The organism is Candidatus Enterococcus ikei, assembly GCF_017316105.1.
Classification (GTDB): Bacteria; Bacillota; Bacilli; order Lactobacillales; family Enterococcaceae; genus Enterococcus_L; species Enterococcus_L ikei.
In genome coordinates this window covers 1-18,267 of the sequence record NZ_JAFLWD010000034.1, presented here as the reverse complement: position 1 = coordinate 18,267, position 18,267 = coordinate 1, and the positions used below count along the sequence as shown (strand labels likewise).

The window sequence follows — 18,267 nt, the reverse complement described above, 5'->3', positions numbered from 1 at the left end:
CTATACTTCCTCCTCATTCCACAGCCATTGTTGTAATGTCTCACGATCGCTGTATAACAAAAACTCTTCTGTTTTGATTCTTTTTAAGCGAGTTTGATAAACCTTACTTTCCGTCAATGGATGATTTTCAGGGCTCTCAACTTTTCTTAAAACACCGTTTTCTATTGTAACAAATCCTAAGTCAAAAAACACCTGAATCATAAAAATTAATAGTTTTTCTTGGATTTTTAGATGTTGAGCAACTACATTTAACTTATAACGAACATCTACTTGCTCTTGTTGCCTTACAAATTTATAAAGCTGCGCATATTGTTCTCTAGTTCCAGTTCCATTCAAATAAGCTTCTTCTTGAGAAATTCCCATCATGTAAACACGCTCTATTTCTCCAAGCTGTGTGATTTGTTTCAACAAATCAATGTCATCTGGACAATCTACAAAGACTAACTGCTGGATATTTGCTCCTTGGATCTGTTCAACAACCTCAGTTACATTGCTAAACAGAAGCTGTTGACTCGTTTGATCATCGATCAGTTTTTGGCTATCAGCATTAAAGAAAACATACAGCGTATTTGAAGCTGGAATTTCTTTTTGACGACCGTTTTTGCCACGTAAATCAAATAATTGCACACCATCTACTGAAAAATCATTAACCATAAGTTGTGGCTTTTTGTTACCATTCCACTCATTGATCGACAATTGACCAGAGACATTGGTTGTTCCTTGCCCGAATTCATCGGCTTGATTGCCCATTTGAAAAGCAATAGCATCTAATTTCGCACCATTCTGACTTAACTGAAACTTAAGATGGCTTTTATCTGCCCCGATTTGACGACTTTGCTCGATTAAAACATCTTCGAATAAAAAATTAGGAACTGGATTGTCTGTTCCAAAAGGCGCAAGGATTTTTAACTGCTGAATAAACGGAATCGTGGCTTCTTCTACACGTAAAGATTCATCAATCAACAACTCTTGTCCTTGGGAAAGGTCGATTTGATTGATTTCAAGATAGCTAATGAGATGAGCTTTGACTTTTTCGATATTTGTAACAGGCAATGTCATGCCTGCAGCCATATGGTGACCGCCAAAATGAGTGAAATCTTCTCGTATCTCGCTTAATGCACCAAATAAATTCAATGCTGATACACTACGTCCAGAACCTTTAGCTGTGTCGTTGTTTTCATCAATCGTTAAAACGATTGTGGGCTTTCCTGTTTCCTGCATGATTCTGCCCGCAACGATACCAAGAACGCCTTCGTGCCATCCTTGTTTAGCAACAATATGAATTGGATCAGCTGGATTGATAGATTCAAATGCTTCTTTTGTGATCGATGCAACGATTTCTTTTCGTTCATCATTTTGAGTATTGATATAGGCTGCAATTTTTTCAGCTTCTTCTTCGTCAAAAGTAGTCATCAATTCAACCCCAGGAGTAGCGTCCCCTAATCTACCTAACGCATTTAAACGTGGAGCGATCGTAAAGCCGATATTCTCTTCACTAATTGACTCTTTTTTGACCTCTGCCAAATGGATCAACGTATCTAAACCAATTCTTTCACCTGTTTGAATCATTTCCAGACCCATTTTTACCAGTACTCTGTTTTCGTCTGTCAGAGAAACCAAATCGGCAATCGTTCCGATTGCAACTAAATCCAGAAACTCAACTGGCAGTTCGCCTAATAATGCAGTGGCAACTTTGAAGGCGACGCCAACACCTGCTAATTCGCCAAAGGGATAATGACCTTTGGGATGTTTTGGATGAATAATCGAAAAAGCATTCGGTAGCTCTGGCGGCAGTTCATGGTGATCCGTTACGATCACATCAATCCCTTGCTCAGTTGCATAATTGATTGCTTCGTGACCCGCAACACCATTATCTACAGTAATAATCAATTGGACGCCAGCTTCAATTTGTTCTTTAAAGACAGACATATTTGGACCATATCCGTGAATAAATCGGTTTGGTAAAAAGTAATTGACTTCCCCACCGATTAATTCGATGGCTTCTTTCATAACCGTTGTACTTGTGATCCCATCCGCGTCATAGTCTCCGTAAACAAGAATTTTCTCACCTTGTGCTACAGCATCCTGAATTCTTGTGATAGTTTTTTCCATATCATACATCAAAAAAGGATCATAAAGATTTTCTATTGTTGGACGCAAAAATTTTTCTAATGCGTCATGTGATTGGATGCCACGATGCCACAAGATTTGTCCCAATAATGGATTGATTTTTTCATTTGTTAGTATTTCTGAAAATTCTTCCGGCAATTCTGTCTTTTCCCGTAATTGCCATGTGTATTTTGCTTTTTTCACGACGTCACTCCTAACCAGATAATTATAACAAATCCCAGAAGAAAACTAAAGAAAGTATCTTAACATTCGATTCCTTTAGTTTAGAGTAGCAACTAAAAGAGTGTCTGGGATAAAGTCAGATTCTTCGGCAATTTCCCAAAAACCGCACAATGCATAAAACGCATTGTGCGGTTTTTAGTCCAATTGTTCGAACCTAAACGACTTTTGCTATATCGTCAGCCTCTTTTTAAAGCTTATATTTCTTCATTATTACTTCTTGGCTTAGTGAAATGATCAACACGACTGCCCACAGGTTCCGTATCCGTAACCACAGTTGCAGAGCTTGTTGCTGCATCGTATTTAGCTTGTAATTCAGCTAATTGATTTTCATAGGTCCGTTTAACTTTTTCAACTTCTTCTTGCGTTAATTTATCTGCATCATTTTTATAGATTTCTATCGATTTTTCTAATTCTTTCACTTGTTTTTTCTGCTTCCACATTGTCGTTGTTGAAGTAAGTAAGCCAATCAAAGCGCCTAGAATTGCTGAACCTAGAATAATCAAGATCAACGGACCTGATATTTCAACAAAACCAAAGCTGACTGGGACTGTTTGGTTATTTAATACGGCAAAAATGACAACAATAAGAACTAAAACAAGACCGCTAACTACACGCCACTGATTTTTCATCGTTTATTTCCTCCTTATTTTTTGTTTAATATACCGCCAGCTAACAAATCTCCTATATGAGGGAACAAAGTATACAAGCGATATGCGCCTTCCATGATTCGTGGACGATTGATCTCACGCTTACATGTCCCCATAGCCTGTACAATTTCTTTTGCTAATTTATTGGGTTCTAATACAAATAAATCGACGGAAGCTAAATAGTCCCCTGATGGATCTGCTTTATCGAAAAATTCAGTTTGAATAGGACCTGGATTGACCGTTGTTACCGAAACACCTAAAGGTTTCAACTCTAATCTTAAGGCATTAGAAAAGCCTAAAACTGCAAATTTGGTTGCAGAGTAAATGGTTGATTTAGCTGTAGCCATTTTTCCAGCCATAGAAGCTACATTGATAATATGTCCTGTGCCTCTTTCAGCCATTCGGATTGCTGCTTTTTGTGTAAAGACCATCATCCCTAGAACGTTGACTTCAAACATGTTTCGAGCGACCGCTAAATCAGTATCTATAAAGTTATCAAAGATACCGAATCCAGCATTATTGACTAATATATCGATGGGCCCAACTTCTAATTTAATTTTTTCGAAAACTGTTTCAACATTTTCAGGATCAGCAATATCTAATTGAAAAGAGAAGGCTTGTTTTCCACTTAACTCTTCGCATGTTTCTTTTACTTTTCCGATCAAATTGATTCGTCTGGCACATACAACAACTATTGCGCCTTTCTTTGCTGCTTCATAACAAATTTGTTCGCCTAGGCCAGCTGAACCACCTGTTACAACGACTACTTTGTTTGTTAAATCCTGTCCACTATACATCATCTTTCCCCCTTACTCTTCTTTAAAAGGTATTTCTACGATTTCCATATCTTTAACAATTTTTGTTCTTGGAAATAGTTCTTTCGCTTCATTTTCTAGTTGAATAATATCCCCAGTCAAATAACGAGCACTAATATGGGTCAACACAAGTTTGGTCACGTTTGCTTCTAAAGCGACTTGTGCTGCGTGGTGGCTTGTTGAATGATAATAGGCTTTGGCCATTTTTTCTTCATCTTTGTTAAACGTACTTTCGTGAACAAGAATGTCAGCATTTTGGGCAAGTAAGACACTATTTTTAGTTTTTCTTGTATCGCCTAAAATCGTTACGGTTCTTCCAGATTTTTTTTCACCAACAAAGTCTTTTCCATTGATTGTTTGACCATCTGGTAATACTACCGTCTCGCCACGTTTAATCTTTCCATAGATCGGACCAGATGGAATATTTAATGCTGCTAATTTCTCTACTTGCAATTCTCCTTCATGATCAGCTTCAACAATTCGATAGCCGAAACTAGCGATTCCATGATCTAACGGTAGACAGGAAACAGTGAATTGTTTATCTGAAAACACCGTTTCTTCTCCTGATATTTCAATAAATTTCAGCTCATATGAAAGGCGTGTTTGAGAAACTTTTAACGCCGTTCGGACAAATTCAGCAACGCCGCGCGGACCGTAAATCTCAAGTCGTTCATTGCCTCCTTGAAAAGAGCGACTGCTCAATAAACCAGGTAGACCAAAAATATGATCTCCATGCAAATGAGTAATAAAGATTTTTTCGATTTTTCTTGGGCGAATGTTACTTTTTAAAATTTGTAACTGAGTGCCTTCTCCGCAGTCGAATAACCAAACTGCATTTCGTTCGTCTAATAATTTTAGAGCAATACTGCTTACGTTGCGATGTTTTGCTGGAACCCCAGCTCCTGTACCTAAAAATTGTAATTCCATTGGCTACCTAACTTTCTTTAAACTTCTTCTTTATTTTAGAAGAAAGTCGCCGCTTTAGCAAATAATATTTATTTTATGGGGAAACGTAAAATAACAGTCGTCCCTTTGGGTGAGGTATCGGTTAATTCGATTTTCCCTTGATGCTCATCTACGATCCATTTTGCAATGGCAAGGCCTATGCCATATCCCCCTGTTTTACGATTTCTAGACACTTCTCCTCGATAAAATCGTTCAAAGACTGCTTTTTTCTTCTCATCAACGATTCCAATGCCTGTATCGCTGACTTTTATTATCCATTCATTGTTTTTAACCGTGGAAAAAACGGCGATTCTTTCACTAGGTGCAGTGTATTTGAGCGCATTATCTAATAAAATAATCAACAATTGATGGATTCTTTGTTTATCAAAAACGATTTGCTGCTCTTTCCCTAAATCAATGATAAATTCTTTTTCTTCAGCGACAGCTAATTCTTGGTAAGGAAAAAGAATATTTTCTAAAAAGGCATTGATTTTCACTGGTTCTTTTTCCAAGGTCAACGCATTTGAATCTGAACGAGCAAGCAATAACAAATCACTTGTTAATTGACTTAAACGTTGAACTTCTTCTAAAGATAAAGCGATTGTTTCTGACTCTTCTAAAATCGTATGATTTGGTTTGGTAAATAATTTTTCTAATTTTGCTTGGATAATTGTCAGTGGTGTTCTTAATTCGTGTGAGGCATTTTCTACAAATTCTTGCTGCTTTTTCCAAGATATCAAGATCGGCTTCATAAACCATTTTGAAAGAAAATAGCTTAGGGCAATCGATAATAAGCCGAAAATAATCATACAAATAATCAAAATTTGTTTAAACTGTTCGACTGTTCCTTTGATTGGATCGGTATTGACCAACAATTGAAGATAGGCTATATTCGATTGGTTTTCAACTGGTAATATAATGGAACGAAACTGTAGAGAACGATCATTGCTATCTTTTGTCTGAATGCTAGTAACTTTGTTTAGGTTGTCAGTTGCTAATTTAAGATTTTGAAAATCATAAAAACGAGAACCTAACTCTGCTTCATTTACTATTTTCCCATCTGCTGACCAAAGAATTACTTGTTGCTGAAAATTATTTGGTGGCGGTGTGTCAAATTTGCCAAGCGGTGTTTTTTGATCTTGTAACCGTTCCGTTTTCGTTAATTGATGTTGCAAAAATTTTTCATCCTCAGCAAGCCGTTGTAAATCATGATCGACCGATTGATAAATCGATGTTTGGACTAACTGGAAAACAATTAAACCTAAGATTAGAAAAATACTTGCAAAAGAGATCAGGTTCATCATAAAATAATTGATTCTTTGTTTTTTACTTAATTGTTTATTCATCATTTTTTTCCTCAATTACTTCGAATAAATAGCCAACATTACGCAATGTTTTGATCCAACGCTCGATTCCGAATGGTTTTAAATTTTTTCTAAGATTGCTCATATAAACTTCAACGACTGTTAAAGTCGTATCAGATTGGAATCCCCAAATTCGATCGAATAATTGATCTTTCGTAATGATTCTTCCTTGATTTTGCATAAGATAATGTAATAAATCAAACTCTTTTCCTTGAAGAACCAAGTCATTTCCATTGAAACTGGCTTGACGATTATCAAGATCTAAAACTAAATCATTCACGACTAATTCATTTTTATTGTTCAATCCTAACGAACGACGTGCCAATGCCTGCACACGAAGTAATAACTCCTCTCTATGAAAGGGTTTAGTCAAATAATCATCTCCGCCATTTTTAAACCCGTTGACCTTATCTTCTAGACCGTCTTTAGCTGTTAAAATCAAAACAGGTGTATAGATATTTTTTTTCCTTAAAGCCGTTAAAACCTGCTCACCAGTCATTAATGGTAACATCAAATCTAATACGATCAAATCATAAATTCCACGTTCGCCTTCGTATAAAGCTTCTTCTCCATCATAAACTTGAACTATTTCTCCTACTTCTGATAAAATCTCTAAAATGCTATCTGATAAAACTTCGTCATCTTCCACTAAGAGTATTTTCAACATTTGTTTCCACATCCTTTTTAATCAAAAAGAAGACGAGCAGAAATAGATTCTTCGTCACGTCTTCTAGCTTATTATTTAATTTTTAGAATGAATGATAAAAAGTGCAGACTTGTCACTCTTTATCATTACTCTATCAACAATTAACTTTTAGACTCTTCATCAGGGTCCTGTTTTTTATTTTTCCAAGATTTTTCTGCGGAATCTTTTGTTTCTTTTTCTACATCTTTGGCATCAGTGATTTCTTTTTCTACATCCTCAAAATCTAGACGAGTAATCTCGCCGCCTAATTCGTGCATAATCAACTGATTCAACGGGCGATTGTCATCTTCTTCAGCAATCAAAATCAATCCTGTTTCGCCTTCGCCTATTTGTTTCGTCACATGTTCAAATACAGTTTGAGCACCTTGAATTTCTTTTGCATCTTGAGAGGCTCCAAATAAACTTCCTGCAAACCAGCCTAGTAAAATCCCTAAGGGTCCTCCTAATATGCCGATCAGCATTCCGATCATACTATTTTTTGCAGTATGGTTATTGCCTGTAAAGTCAATAAAATCATCAATTTTAAACTGGTGAACACCATCGTTTACATGAGTGACAACAGCCATTTGTTCGCCTGTGATTTTCTTTTCAACATACAATTTTTTTATTTCTGAAAATGCTTGGTAAGCTTGACTCTCTACTTCAAAATGCATAATAATAACACGTTTAGACATGCAACCACCTCAATCTATTTGATATCCTTATTCTATCAATAAACTAGCTAGTAACGCAATGAAAATCAATTATCTTGGTGGTTGACCGCCCGGACCTCCACCCATTTGACTACCGTCAACTTGTGTACCAGACTGATCAACGGATGTCAGTACATCATCGATCGCGATTTTTGCCAGTTCTGTTCCGTTGGAATAGTTGCTGTCGCTATACAGTCCGTTTTTCGCAGTACTAGAATCATTTCCTCCGCTAGATAAAGTTATCGTTTCCCCAACCTTTAAATCAGGAGAACTGATTGCAATATGAGAAAAATCTTTTGTAGGCGCAACGGATAGGATCGTTTTTCCAGAAGCATTCTTTAAGTTGATCAGTGTTTCTGCTTTTTGGGTTTCATCAAAATAAAGACTTAATGCGGCTTGGGAAGATGAGTCACTGGCACTCATTGCCATACCCGAACTACCGCTTGCGACAAATATACCTCCGCTGATCGTAAATGTTCCGTCATAATCTAACGCAGCGTTTCCGTCATCTGTTGGTCCATTTACAATCAGCGTGCCTGCAGCCATTCGAATATCACCATTGCTATCGATCCCATCCCCGTCAGCATTGACATAGGTGGTACCACCATTTATTTCGATAAATTTAGTGCTGTCTCCGCCTCCTCCTGGTTGTCCACCGCCAGGTTCACCAAATGAATCGGCACCAAATTGTCCTTCGTGCTCTGATTCACCAGAACTTCCTCCAGCTGCGTTAATACCATCATCTGTTGCATACACTGAAATATCTCCGTCGTTGATCGTTACGGTTGCTCCTTCCAAGCCTTCATAAGAATTATTGACTGTTATTGTGCCATTATTAATCAACAAATCTGAATCTGCATGAATCCCGTCATCGCCACTTGCTATTGAAAAAGCACCTTTGTTGATCGTAACTGCAGCATTTGAATGGATCGCATCATCAGCTGTATTTAAATCAAATGTTCCATCATCTATGACAATATTTCCAGAGGCTTTTAATCCTTTGTAACTAGCTGTGGTATCAAGTGTTTGATCCTTGTAGCCGTCAGCAGTCTGTAATTTGATCTTAGCTTTTGCAATCGACAGATTTGTTTCAGCTTGAATGCCATCATTTCCTGATTGAATGGTAAAGGTTCCACCATCAATAGCTATCCAGCCTTTGTCTGGGTCCGTACTGTTATTTGCTTGGATGCCGTCACCAGCTGTTGTGTTCAGATTAAAGGTTCCATCTGCAATTGATACAGAATCTTTCCCTTTGATCCCATTATTCTTGGTGGTAACATTGATGATTCCGTTAGTAATGACTAAATCATCTTTGCTGCGAATACCATTACTATATTTCCCAGTTACATCTAAAGTACCGGTGCCATTGATCGTTAAGTCATCTTTACTGAAAAAAACTGCATCTGGTTCTGTTTCGTCAGCAGAACCAAAAACATATTCTGCTCCATCTGTTAAACTATTTTTTGATCCTTCTGCTAGTGTTGTGATCACTTTTTTGGCTTGCTCAACATAAATTGCTGAAGAAGAAGTATTAGTTATTGAAGTGTTATTTAAGATCAAATGAACTGTTTCGTTAGCTGCACTGACTTTGATTTGACCATTATAGCTTCCAGATAGGATGTATGTCCCACCAGTAGTAATTGAAATCACATTATCTTTTTCGGATGCGCCAGACCCTTCGATTTTACTGCTGGAGTCATTTAATTCAATTTTTGTAGCTGTTTTTTCATCATAACTTTCATCAAAATCTTCTTCATCATAGGTACCATATTTAGTTTCTGTTGTTTTCTTTGCGGTTTGAGTGGCGACAATAGTTTCTGTGCTTTTGTTTGTCGTCGCCGTATTTTCTGTCGTCTCTTTTGTGCAGCCAGTAAATAAGATGAGAACTATTGTTAATGCGGACAAACCTAATTTAACTTTTTTCATTATACTCACCTACAGTTCTTCTCTATTTGTTGAAACTTTACCAGAAACGATTGTTAAATTACCGTTTCTGACGCGCATAGCATCCATTAATTCTTTTTCTTTCTGATTATCTTTCAATGTAATACGGTAGCGTAGCTCGTAAAGACTGCCCATATTCGTTGTTTTTACTGAATCTAAATTCGCTGAGTAAGCATATTGTTGGAATAGGTCATCAAATAATCCTGGATAGTCTAAATCTTCTGGAATTGTAATCTTTATTTCACGTTCAGCAACTTTTTGTTTCTCCCCAAAATGAATTGTATTCAACAGGAGCAAGAATACTGAAATAATTAGAGAAAATAATACAATATAACTCACATACCCCATTCCAGTTGCCAAACCGATACCCATTGACCAGAAAATACTAGTAATTTCTCTAGCGCCACCAGCCACAGAACGAAAGCGAATCAAACTAAATGCTCCTAATACAGCGACTCCTGTTCCTAAATTGCCATTCACCAGCATAATAACTAATTGAACTAAAACGGGTAAAACAGCTAAAGTAATCACAAAGTTTTTACTATAAATGTTTCTATACATATGGACACAAGCTACTAAAAGACCTAATAAAACAGAGGTTACGATACAAACTAAAAGCTGTTTGAATGACAAATCAACTGAGCTTTCTACTAATAAACTAGACAACATAACGGAAATCCTCCTTGGAATATAAATAACGCTGATAGGTTTGAGCATACTTTGAAAATGAGGTTGGGTATATTCCGATTTCTGCTAAAAGTTCTGAAAACCATAGTGGATATGCCCCCAATGCTTTCACTTCCATTAAAACATCGATTTCTGGCGCTACTCGCTTGCCATCGTCATCTAACGTCTGAGTAAGTTGTTCTTTACGGTAGCGAATATTAAAATCAAATGTAATCCGAAAATCTTCATTATCTATATCAAACAATGCTTGTCGGTCATAAGCAATCATGACTTTAGGTTCAAGCTTTTTTCGTGCTAACAGCCAGTCAATTTCTTGTTTGATTTGCTGGTCTTTAGCTGTGCTTAGGTGAAATGTGGATGGATGCTGAATGTATTCTTTTGCCACTTGATAAGTTAAAGCCACTCTCCTTTTGTAAACCACTCCGTTGACTTTCTTTTTTATTTCCATAAACACGTTAGATCCTTCTCTAGGTATTCCATAACTCCGCATTCGGAATTTCTCCTTATATGCTGGTTTAGCTATCGAGTGACGAATCATCTCGTAATCTTCCGTATCGAAATACACTGAAATAATTGTATGTAAACCATATTCATCTTCTTGCATGCAGGGTTGTAATTTTTCCCTCAATTGTTGATACATATCGTTTGTCAGTACATATTTTTTTTTTTTTCTTTGAAAACTGTTTTTTAATTTTACCATGCGTGTTTCCCCCTTTGACTAAATTCATTCTATAAAAGGAAACATAAATGAAGCTTAAAGCAAAAAAGATCTCATCTCCAAATGGTGTGTCATTAGAGATAAGATCTTTTTAATAGTGCGTCAGATTATTTTAGCAATTCACAAACAGCTGTAAATTCTTTAGAATGGATAATATCAATTATCCTAACAATACTGAAATTTTTCTTTTATAGAAATACGTATAATATTCACTTCACTGAGTTATTTTAAACAACTAAAGTTCGTTCGTTACTAAATCGTTCATATTTTTTATTTATGGCAATTTCTTCCAAAGTTTCAACTAATGTGTAAACTTCTTCATAGGTGTTATATAAAGCAATTGGTGCTAATCGAATCACATTAGGTTCTCTAAAATCTGGAATGATCTTCGCTTCTTTTAATGCTTTACAAATTCTATACGCTTCTTCATGTTCTAAGCAAACATGACCACCACGTCTACTATCTTCGCGAGGATTTCCAACGGCATACCCATATTTTGCAAGTTTTTCGTCAATCAAATACATTAGATAGGCTGTGATCATTAATGATTTTTCACGAATTTTATCCATTCCTACTTCATTAAAAATAGTTAAAGTCCCTTCCAAAGGCGCCATTGCCAAGAAACTTGGAGAACCAATTTGCCAGCCGCTTGCATCTCGTTGATGCTCAAATTCGTGCTTCAATTCAAATTGGGTGTCATCTTTATTTCCCCACCAACCAGCTAAACCAGGCGTTTCTTTGAAATGTTTTTGATTCATATAAAGCCCTGCAATCGATCCTGGACCTGCAGATAAATATTTATACGTACACCAAATAGCAAAATCCGGATCAACCTCTTTAAAATCCATTGGGATAGCACCGATTGCATGACACAAGTCCCAACCAATTAGAATCCCTCGTTGGTGGGCTGCATCTGTCAAACGTTTCATATCCAAGACTTGCGAACTCCGATACAAAACGGTGGGAAGAAGAATAATTGCTACATCATCGGTCATCGCTTCAATAACTGCAGATTCGTCAATCAGTCGACCATCTGCACTTTTTACCACTTTTACAGCATCTTTTGGGTCATAACCTTTTAAACGAACTTGACTATCAATGGCATAACGATCCGTAGGAAAATTCAAATCATCGACTAAAATTTTGTACCGTTCTTTTGCTGGTTTGTATAATGTGCTGATACATTGATGAATATTGATTGTTGTACTACCTGTAATCACGACTTCATCTGGATGAGCATTGATCAATGGTGCAGACATTTCTCCTAATTTACTAGCATAATAAAATAACCCATCCCATAATTTAATCCCTTGTGTTTTCCAGATATCCATCATATTGAGCAGTGCTTGCTCAGCGTCTTTAGACGCTAACCCTAAAGAATTACCATCCATGTAAATTTCCCCGGGCTGGACATAAAACCGCTCTCTAATTTTTCTAAGTGGATCTTGACTATCCATTTCTTTTGCAAATGCACGATCTGTTTGAAATACTCTTTTCATCATTTGTCACCTTCCAAGTTTTTTTATTTAAATAAGTACTTTTACACATAAAAATACTTTTGTCCGAACAAAGTAAACTTAAGATATCTCACGCGCTTTATTCAATCGAATAAAGCCAAATACTGCTAACAATGCAAGAATTCCTATACCACCAAGTAAATATATAGCAGGCAACCAAGATTGACTTATTTCACTAACTTTTGTCACTAACGGCGTTCCAATAAAAATACCAATATAATAAAATAAATTGATAAATGAAATACTTGCACCAATCAGTCGTTTATCCTCCACCACTTTTGGTGCTAAAATCATTACACAAGAGGAAGATAAACTAGCACCCGCAGACAGAATAAAAAGCTGAGCAATAAATGTAAAGCTACTTGATAAATGCCCCATCCAAAAAGTTGCTGCCAGCATCAATACAAAAGAGCAAAAAATAATCAGTTTTCCCTTTCGTGTCTTATCGATCAAGTAACCTGCTAATGCACCAAATGGAATACCAAATAGACCAAAGTATCCTGTATAATTATTTGCTAATGATTCAGATAATCCATAATATTGAGCATAAATCAGCGGATAGAGGTTAATAAAAGCAAATAATATAAATGCCATGCACCCTTGAGCCAATGCCAACAGCCAAATTGATTTATTTTCTATTGCTTTTTTGATTGAGCCTGCTTCTTTTTTTTCATTAGCAATAGAGCGACTGGTTGGTTCATCTAATATAAATAAATACAAACATAAAATAAACAACGATAAGCCTGCAATGATCCACCAAAGCGAGCGCAGACCATAGGTTTGAGATAGAGGTTTAAATAAATTCATCGCCAACATCGAACCTAAAGCCGAAAAGGTGCCCCAAAGACCTGTGGCAATTCCACTACCGCCCGCATTAAACCAAAAATTGATCAAAACGATGCCCACCATAATAATCATTGAAAATGAAATTCCTTCAATCGCTCTTGAAATAAATAGCGACCAAAAACCTTTTGATAATGCACCCCAAATATTTCCAATAGCTAAACAGCCCATTAAAGCAACTAATAGTTTTTTAGGACCAAACTGAGTGACCAACGCACCTCCGGGAATAGCCAGAAAAGTTCCTGAAACTGTAAAAATCGCCATCAGCCACGAAACCATTGAAAGACTTACACCTAAATCTTGCCCTAATTCATTTTGGATCGGCACCAACTTCAACTGACTCAAAGAAACAATTACGCCCCCAACATACAACAACAAAAATTTTATCCATCTGTTTCTCACCATCAAGATCGCTCCTTTTTGGTCTACCTTTTAGATCGAAAAATAATACATTTACCACTAAACAACCTAGTCATCTTAAGATAAGATAATCATAGCCAATTATACTGTCTTGTGTATATAAAAAAACGAACGAAATGTAAACGTTCGCTTTACAATCTAGTAAATACCTATCCATTATTTTTACAATATGAAACCTCGCTTCATTTTATACCATTTGTTTTTTAAGTCTTGTACATTTTATAAAACAAAAATCCTATAGAAAATCCCAAAATTATCCTCTATAATTAAATTACCTATTGATTCTTAGTAGAATAATAAAGGAGGTAGACCATTGGATAAAACAGACCACAAACTTTTACAACTTCTTCACGAAAACTCACGTATATCGATTGTTGAACTGTCAAAAAAAGTAAATTTAAGCCGTCCTAGCGTTAAGGAACGCATCAATAAACTAGTTGACCAAGGAATCATCACAAATTTTACAATTCAAGTTTCACTGGATAAAATCAAACAAACTATTACTTTTTTCAGTGAATTGAGTCAAGTTACGCTTTCTGTTGATGCAGCATTAAAATTATTAAAAGAAAATCCATATGTAAATGAAGTTCATATTGTTAGCGGTGACGTAAATTATTTAGTGAAAGCCACAGTAACTAGCACAACTGAAATGAAAGAATTGCTAGCAAAATGGATGCAATTTGCAACGGTCAAAAGTTCGATCATTTTGGAGACTGCTGTTGAAAATCAACTGAATTTAGATACATAGCAATAGACACATTATTCTTTTAAATCCACCTCTTCCCTTTGTATTTCAGAAAATTACTTAAGTACGCAAAAAAAAGAGCTAATAAAATAATCAGCTCTCTTCTTGTAATTATATTTTTAATCTACGAATTCAAATTCATATTCATCGATTCGAACAATGTCGCCATCTTTCGCTCCACGAGCTCGTAAGGCTTCATCGATCCCCATACCACGTAGTTGACGGGCAAAACGCATGACACTTTCATCGTGTTCGAAGTTTGTCATTTGGAAGAGTTTTTCTAGTGACTCTCCAGACAAAATCCATGTGGCATCTGAATCACGATCAATCGTGAATTCTGGACCTTCTGGTTGGAAACCGTAATGAACAGTATCTTCTACGATTTCTTCTTCGTATAATGGGAATTCCGGCGTTACATCGATCAAATCAGCTGTTGCATTAAGCAATGGCTCGATCCCTTTGCGTGAAACACCAGATATCGGGAAAATCGGTAGATGATCGGCGTACTCATCTGTCCGTTCTTTTTCGATTTGTTCTTTGAATTTCTTTAAATTTTCTTCTGCTTCGGGCATATCCATTTTATTGGCTACGATAATTTGTGGACGTTCCAACAAACGCATATTATGAGAAGCCAGCTCTTTATTGATTGCTAGATAATCTTCATAAGGATCGCGGCCTTCCATACCACTCATATCAATTACGTGTAAAATAACTCTTGTCCGCTCGATATGACGCAAGAATTGTGTTCCAAGTCCAACACCTTGAGAAGCGCCTTCGATTAGACCAGGCAAGTCTGCTGCAGCAAAGCTTCGTCCATCACTTGTTGATACCATTCCAAGGTTAGGAACTAGTGTCGTAAAGTGATACGCACCGATTTTAGGTCGCGCAGATGAAATAACAGAAAGCAATGTAGATTTTCCAACAGATGGGAAACCAACTAGACCAACATCCGCTAAAACTTTCAATTCTAATTCGATTTTTCTTTCTTGACCAGGTTCACCATTTTCAGCAATTTCTGGTGCTGGATTTTTAGCAGAAGCAAAACGAATATTGCCTCGTCCACCTCGTCCACCTTTAGCTACTGTCAATGTTTGGCCATTTTCAATTAAATCTCCGATCAATACGCCTGTATCGGCGTCACGTACAGTTGTACCTGGGGGAACTTTGACAAAGGTATTTTCTGAGCCGCGTCCGTGCATTCCTTTACTCATCCCATTTTCACCGGGTTGTGCTTTAAAATGACGATTGAAACGGAAATCCATCAACGTACGTAATCCTTCTTCTACGACAAGGATCACATCGCCTCCTTGACCGCCATCACCTCCGGCAGGTCCGCCATCTGGTACATATTTTTCTCTACGAAAGGCAACCATTCCGTCTCCGCCTTTACCGGCTTTGACATCAATTGTTACCTGATCTAAAAACATGGACATATTTTGTCCTCCTATCTTAAAAAGGTTGAGACCAAGTATTCAACTCTTGAAATTAAAAAGAGCGGTTTGGGTCTCACCATTTATTCTATACTGAATAAGAAATGCTCTTTGAAAGCCTTTCTTATTGTAAAGGTTAAACCCGGATTTGTCTAGCCAAATTCGTTTTCATGAACTGGAATTTGAAGCACTGACCGATGCCGCTATTGCTACAGCTGCTGCAGCCTGTTCTTGTGCCATCATCAGGGTGATTGTTAAAGCTGATATATTAAGGTTATCAGCAGACAACATGCTCATTTCCTCGCTGATTAACAAGCCTAAAGCTAAAGTCTGACGAAAATCCTTATAAAAACGAAGCGCGGTTTTTTCTTCAATAAGAGCTAAATAATCTTCTAATACTGAGAAATCAATAGCTTTTATAGAATCTAAAAAAGCTAATGTAATAATACTATTATAAAATTCTGGTCTAAATCGAATACCAATATGTTTTAGCTCATTAATCAAATCGTCTAAGCGCTCAATCATACGCTGAGAAAAAGAGCCCGTCAACATTGCCGCAGTCGCTGCAGCAAATTGCAGTTGATTTGTTTTTACGAAAACCATAAGCATTTAGCGCTTGATAATACGTTTCTACTAAATTTCCAATTTGTTTTGGCGTTAAGGTTTCTAATTTATCATGTTGTGCCAAAGAAATAGCGATTGCTCCATCTTCTGCTCCTGTTAGAAAATAATGATTTGCTTTTAATTCAGCATAAATCTCTTGCCCTCTACGAACAATAAATTCTTTTTCAGCCGTTTCAATAAATTGAAGTAAATAAGCTGTAAAATAAGAAAATGAAGATGAATGGAAGCCTGCATCACGTAAACGTTGGTAATCTGTGATCAAAATATGGATATCTAAATCCTTTGATTTTCCATTTGCCAATAACATTCCTAACAACATTCCTCTTACAGGTTGTCCTAAGGCATTAAATAGTTTCAACTCACCTTGAAGCGTTTTTTCCATCTGACGATAATCTTTATCCGAAAATTGATGTTCTTCGGAAACAAAAGATCTCGCTATCGTATAAGCTACTCGTTTATCAAACCATTTCCCTTTACCGTCTTTGATTCTTTGATAATTCATTTGTAGTAAATCAACAACCTCGTTTCTCTTCATTTCTCCCAACTCCTTTGCTTTAATTTAAAGACAAGATTTTTGACAAAAACATATCAAGCGTCCATGCTTATAGTATAGCCTATGTAACGATTATTTTAAATAAATGATTGTACAAAGCTAGTTTTTTCTATGTTGTCGAGCGCTGCGAACTTATTTGTTGATCGTGGTTTTTACGTAACTAAAAACAAGTTTGTTCTCTTGCTCTAAATTATCAAAGGAGGAAGTTTAGTATGACAGTAAAAGTAGGTATTAATGGATTTGGACGTATTGGTCGATTAGCTTTTCGCCGCATCAAAGAAGTTTCCGATGATATTGAAGTTGTAGCAATCAATGATTTGACAAGTCCAACAATGTTAGCACAATTACTACAGTTTGACTCTACTCATGGAACTTATCCTGGAAAAGTAACTGCAACTGATAATTCAATCGTAGTTGATGGGGAAGAAACGAAGGTTTATGCAGAAGCCGATGCCAGCAAATTAAAATGGGTCGAAGAAAATGGCGTAGATATTGTTTTAGAATGTACAGGTTTTTATACATCTGACGCGAAAGCTCAAGCTCATCTGGACGCTGGTGCCAAACGTGTCGTAATATCAGCTCCTGCCGGTGACATGAAAACAATCGTTTATAATGTCAATGATGATACGCTGACTTCTACTGACAAAATCATTTCAGCCGGATCATGTACAACCAACTGTTTGGCTCCTATGGCGTATTTCTTAAATAATGAATTCGGGATTGAAGTTGGAACAATGACAACAGTCCATGCTTATACCTCTACTCAAATGTTATTAGATGGACCCGTTAAAGGTGGCAATTTGAGAGCTGCTCGTTCAGCTGCAGATAACACAATTCCTCATTCGACTGGCGCTGCTAAAGCAATTGGTTTAGTTATCCCAGAATTGAATGGAAAACTGCAAGGACATGCGCAACGTGTGCCAGTTGTTGATGGTTCATTAACTGAATTGGTTTCAATATTAAAAACAAAAGTAACTGCGGATCAAGTAAATGAAGCAATCAAAAAACATACAATCGATAATCCTTCCTTCGGTTTTGATGATCGTGAAATCGTATCTGGTGATGTGATTGGAACAACAGAAGGTTCTATCTTTGATCCAACTCAAACAGAAGTTACAACTTCTGGGGATTTCCAATTAGTTAAAACTGTGGCTTGGTATGATAATGAATATGGCTTTACCTGCCAAATGATTCGTTTATTAGAAAAATTTGCTAATTTGTAAAAACTGATCCATTCCCATAGACAAAAACGATCGTTGCATGAA

17 protein-coding genes are annotated in these 18,267 nt (G+C 36.6%); 2 read left to right on the top strand and 15 right to left on the bottom strand.

The window, feature by feature from the left end; translation table 11 throughout:
• The 12 genes from recJ to JZO69_RS13055 all read right to left on the bottom strand — a co-directional run bounded on the left by recJ (window position 1) and on the right by JZO69_RS13055 (window position 13,635).
• Window positions 1-2,313 (bottom strand): single-stranded-DNA-specific exonuclease RecJ, encoded by a 2,313-nt coding sequence (gene recJ, locus JZO69_RS13110; RefSeq protein ID WP_207113316.1) that lies wholly within the window; start codon window positions 2,311-2,313, stop codon window positions 1-3.
• Window positions 2,314-2,546: 233 nt separating this feature from the next.
• Window positions 2,547-2,981 carry a LapA family protein gene (locus tag JZO69_RS13105; RefSeq protein ID WP_207113315.1) on the bottom strand — a complete coding sequence of 145 codons (435 nt, stop codon included), beginning with the start codon at window positions 2,979-2,981 and terminating at the stop codon, window positions 2,547-2,549.
• A 14-nt stretch (window positions 2,982-2,995) separates the two neighbouring features.
• Window positions 2,996-3,796 carry an SDR family NAD(P)-dependent oxidoreductase gene (locus JZO69_RS13100; RefSeq protein ID WP_207113314.1) on the bottom strand — a complete coding sequence of 267 codons (801 nt, stop codon included), beginning with the start codon at window positions 3,794-3,796 and terminating at the stop codon, window positions 2,996-2,998.
• 12 nt (window positions 3,797-3,808) lie between these two features.
• Window positions 3,809-4,741 carry a ribonuclease Z gene (gene rnz / locus JZO69_RS13095; protein ID WP_207113313.1) on the bottom strand — a complete coding sequence of 311 codons (933 nt, stop codon included), beginning with the start codon at window positions 4,739-4,741 and terminating at the stop codon, window positions 3,809-3,811.
• A gap of 68 nt (window positions 4,742-4,809) precedes the next feature.
• Window positions 4,810-6,108 (bottom strand): sensor histidine kinase, encoded by a 1,299-nt coding sequence (locus JZO69_RS13090; RefSeq protein WP_242586831.1) that lies wholly within the window; start codon window positions 6,106-6,108, stop codon window positions 4,810-4,812.
• Window positions 6,098-6,790 carry a response regulator transcription factor gene (locus JZO69_RS13085; protein WP_207113312.1) on the bottom strand — a complete coding sequence of 231 codons (693 nt, stop codon included), beginning with the start codon at window positions 6,788-6,790 and terminating at the stop codon, window positions 6,098-6,100. The genes JZO69_RS13090 and JZO69_RS13085 overlap by 11 nt, the downstream gene beginning before the upstream one ends.
• A gap of 140 nt (window positions 6,791-6,930) precedes the next feature.
• The gene (locus JZO69_RS13080) at window positions 6,931-7,503 is read right to left on the bottom strand and encodes a DUF1269 domain-containing protein (RefSeq protein ID WP_207113311.1); all 573 of its coding nucleotides are present in this window, start codon (window positions 7,501-7,503) and stop codon (window positions 6,931-6,933) included.
• Between the two features lie 69 nt (window positions 7,504-7,572).
• Entirely contained in the window at window positions 7,573-9,447 is a 1,875-nt protein-coding gene (locus JZO69_RS13075) for a carbohydrate-binding domain-containing protein (protein WP_207113310.1), read from the bottom strand.
• Window positions 9,448-9,456: 9 nt separating this feature from the next.
• Entirely contained in the window at window positions 9,457-10,134 is a 678-nt protein-coding gene (locus tag JZO69_RS13070; protein WP_207113309.1) for a DUF4956 domain-containing protein, read from the bottom strand.
• Window positions 10,124-10,852, bottom strand: a complete 729-nt coding sequence (locus JZO69_RS13065) for a polyphosphate polymerase domain-containing protein (RefSeq protein ID WP_207113308.1) — start codon at window positions 10,850-10,852, stop codon at window positions 10,124-10,126. Before JZO69_RS13065 ends, JZO69_RS13070 begins: the two co-directional genes overlap by 11 nt.
• 245 nt (window positions 10,853-11,097) lie before the next feature.
• A complete protein-coding gene (gene kynU, locus JZO69_RS13060) occupies window positions 11,098-12,372 on the bottom strand; it encodes a kynureninase (protein WP_242586829.1) in 1,275 nt (424 codons plus the stop codon).
• Between the two features lie 75 nt (window positions 12,373-12,447).
• Window positions 12,448-13,635, bottom strand: coding sequence for an MFS transporter (locus JZO69_RS13055; RefSeq protein WP_207113307.1), 1,188 nt, complete (start codon window positions 13,633-13,635; stop codon window positions 12,448-12,450).
• Window positions 13,636-13,963: 328 nt separating this feature from the next.
• On the opposite strand from JZO69_RS13055, the gene JZO69_RS13050 reads away from it, so the two are divergent.
• On the top strand, window positions 13,964-14,398 hold the full coding sequence (locus tag JZO69_RS13050; RefSeq protein WP_207113306.1) for an Lrp/AsnC family transcriptional regulator: 435 nt from the start codon (window positions 13,964-13,966) through the stop codon (window positions 14,396-14,398).
• 116 nt (window positions 14,399-14,514) lie between these two features.
• Here JZO69_RS13050 and obgE read toward each other — a convergent pair whose 3' ends face one another.
• From obgE to JZO69_RS16770, 3 genes are all read right to left on the bottom strand, one after another.
• Window positions 14,515-15,828 (bottom strand): GTPase ObgE, encoded by a 1,314-nt coding sequence (gene obgE, locus JZO69_RS13045; RefSeq protein WP_277989635.1) that lies wholly within the window; start codon window positions 15,826-15,828, stop codon window positions 14,515-14,517.
• Window positions 15,829-15,993: 165 nt separating this feature from the next.
• Window positions 15,994-16,377 carry a DUF4003 family protein gene (locus JZO69_RS16775; protein ID WP_277989634.1) on the bottom strand — a complete coding sequence of 128 codons (384 nt, stop codon included), beginning with the start codon at window positions 16,375-16,377 and terminating at the stop codon, window positions 15,994-15,996.
• Window positions 16,343-16,984: a DUF4003 family protein gene (locus tag JZO69_RS16770; protein ID WP_277989633.1), complete on the bottom strand. Its 642-nt coding sequence runs from the start codon at window positions 16,982-16,984 to the stop codon at window positions 16,343-16,345. The genes JZO69_RS16775 and JZO69_RS16770 overlap by 35 nt, the downstream gene beginning before the upstream one ends.
• 230 nt (window positions 16,985-17,214) lie before the next feature.
• Between JZO69_RS16770 and gap the strand changes: the two genes are divergently transcribed.
• Window positions 17,215-18,225: a type I glyceraldehyde-3-phosphate dehydrogenase gene (gap, locus tag JZO69_RS13035; protein WP_207113305.1), complete on the top strand. Its 1,011-nt coding sequence runs from the start codon at window positions 17,215-17,217 to the stop codon at window positions 18,223-18,225.
• The last annotated feature ends 42 nt before the right edge of the window (window positions 18,226-18,267 follow it).

Excerpts from the sequence above, each read along its gene's own strand:
- JZO69_RS13100 (WP_207113314.1), bottom strand. The coding sequence starts at position 3,796 with ATGTATAGTGGACAGGATTTAACAAACAAAGTAGTCGTTGTAACAGGT.
- obgE (WP_277989635.1), bottom strand. The coding sequence starts at position 15,828 with ATGTCCATGTTTTTAGATCAGGTAACAATTGATGTCAAAGCCGGTAAA.
- kynU (WP_242586829.1), bottom strand. The coding sequence starts at position 12,372 with ATGATGAAAAGAGTATTTCAAACAGATCGTGCATTTGCAAAAGAAATG.
- JZO69_RS13075 (WP_207113310.1), bottom strand. The coding sequence starts at position 9,447 with ATGAAAAAAGTTAAATTAGGTTTGTCCGCATTAACAATAGTTCTCATC.
- JZO69_RS13085 (WP_207113312.1), bottom strand. The coding sequence starts at position 6,790 with ATGTTGAAAATACTCTTAGTGGAAGATGACGAAGTTTTATCAGATAGC.
- JZO69_RS13055 (WP_207113307.1), bottom strand. The coding sequence starts at position 13,635 with ATGGTGAGAAACAGATGGATAAAATTTTTGTTGTTGTATGTTGGGGGC.
- JZO69_RS13105 (WP_207113315.1), bottom strand. The coding sequence starts at position 2,981 with ATGAAAAATCAGTGGCGTGTAGTTAGCGGTCTTGTTTTAGTTCTTATT.
- JZO69_RS13070 (WP_207113309.1), bottom strand. The coding sequence starts at position 10,134 with ATGTTGTCTAGTTTATTAGTAGAAAGCTCAGTTGATTTGTCATTCAAA.
- rnz (WP_207113313.1), bottom strand. The coding sequence starts at position 4,741 with ATGGAATTACAATTTTTAGGTACAGGAGCTGGGGTTCCAGCAAAACAT.
- gap (WP_207113305.1), top strand. The coding sequence starts at position 17,215 with ATGACAGTAAAAGTAGGTATTAATGGATTTGGACGTATTGGTCGATTA.
- JZO69_RS13090 (WP_242586831.1), bottom strand. The coding sequence starts at position 6,108 with ATGATGAATAAACAATTAAGTAAAAAACAAAGAATCAATTATTTTATG.
- JZO69_RS13065 (WP_207113308.1), bottom strand. The coding sequence starts at position 10,852 with ATGGTAAAATTAAAAAACAGTTTTCAAAGAAAAAAAAAAAAATATGTA.
- JZO69_RS16775 (WP_277989634.1), bottom strand. The coding sequence starts at position 16,377 with ATGTTGACGGGCTCTTTTTCTCAGCGTATGATTGAGCGCTTAGACGAT.
- JZO69_RS13080 (WP_207113311.1), bottom strand. The coding sequence starts at position 7,503 with ATGTCTAAACGTGTTATTATTATGCATTTTGAAGTAGAGAGTCAAGCT.
- JZO69_RS16770 (WP_277989633.1), bottom strand. The coding sequence starts at position 16,984 with ATGAAGAGAAACGAGGTTGTTGATTTACTACAAATGAATTATCAAAGA.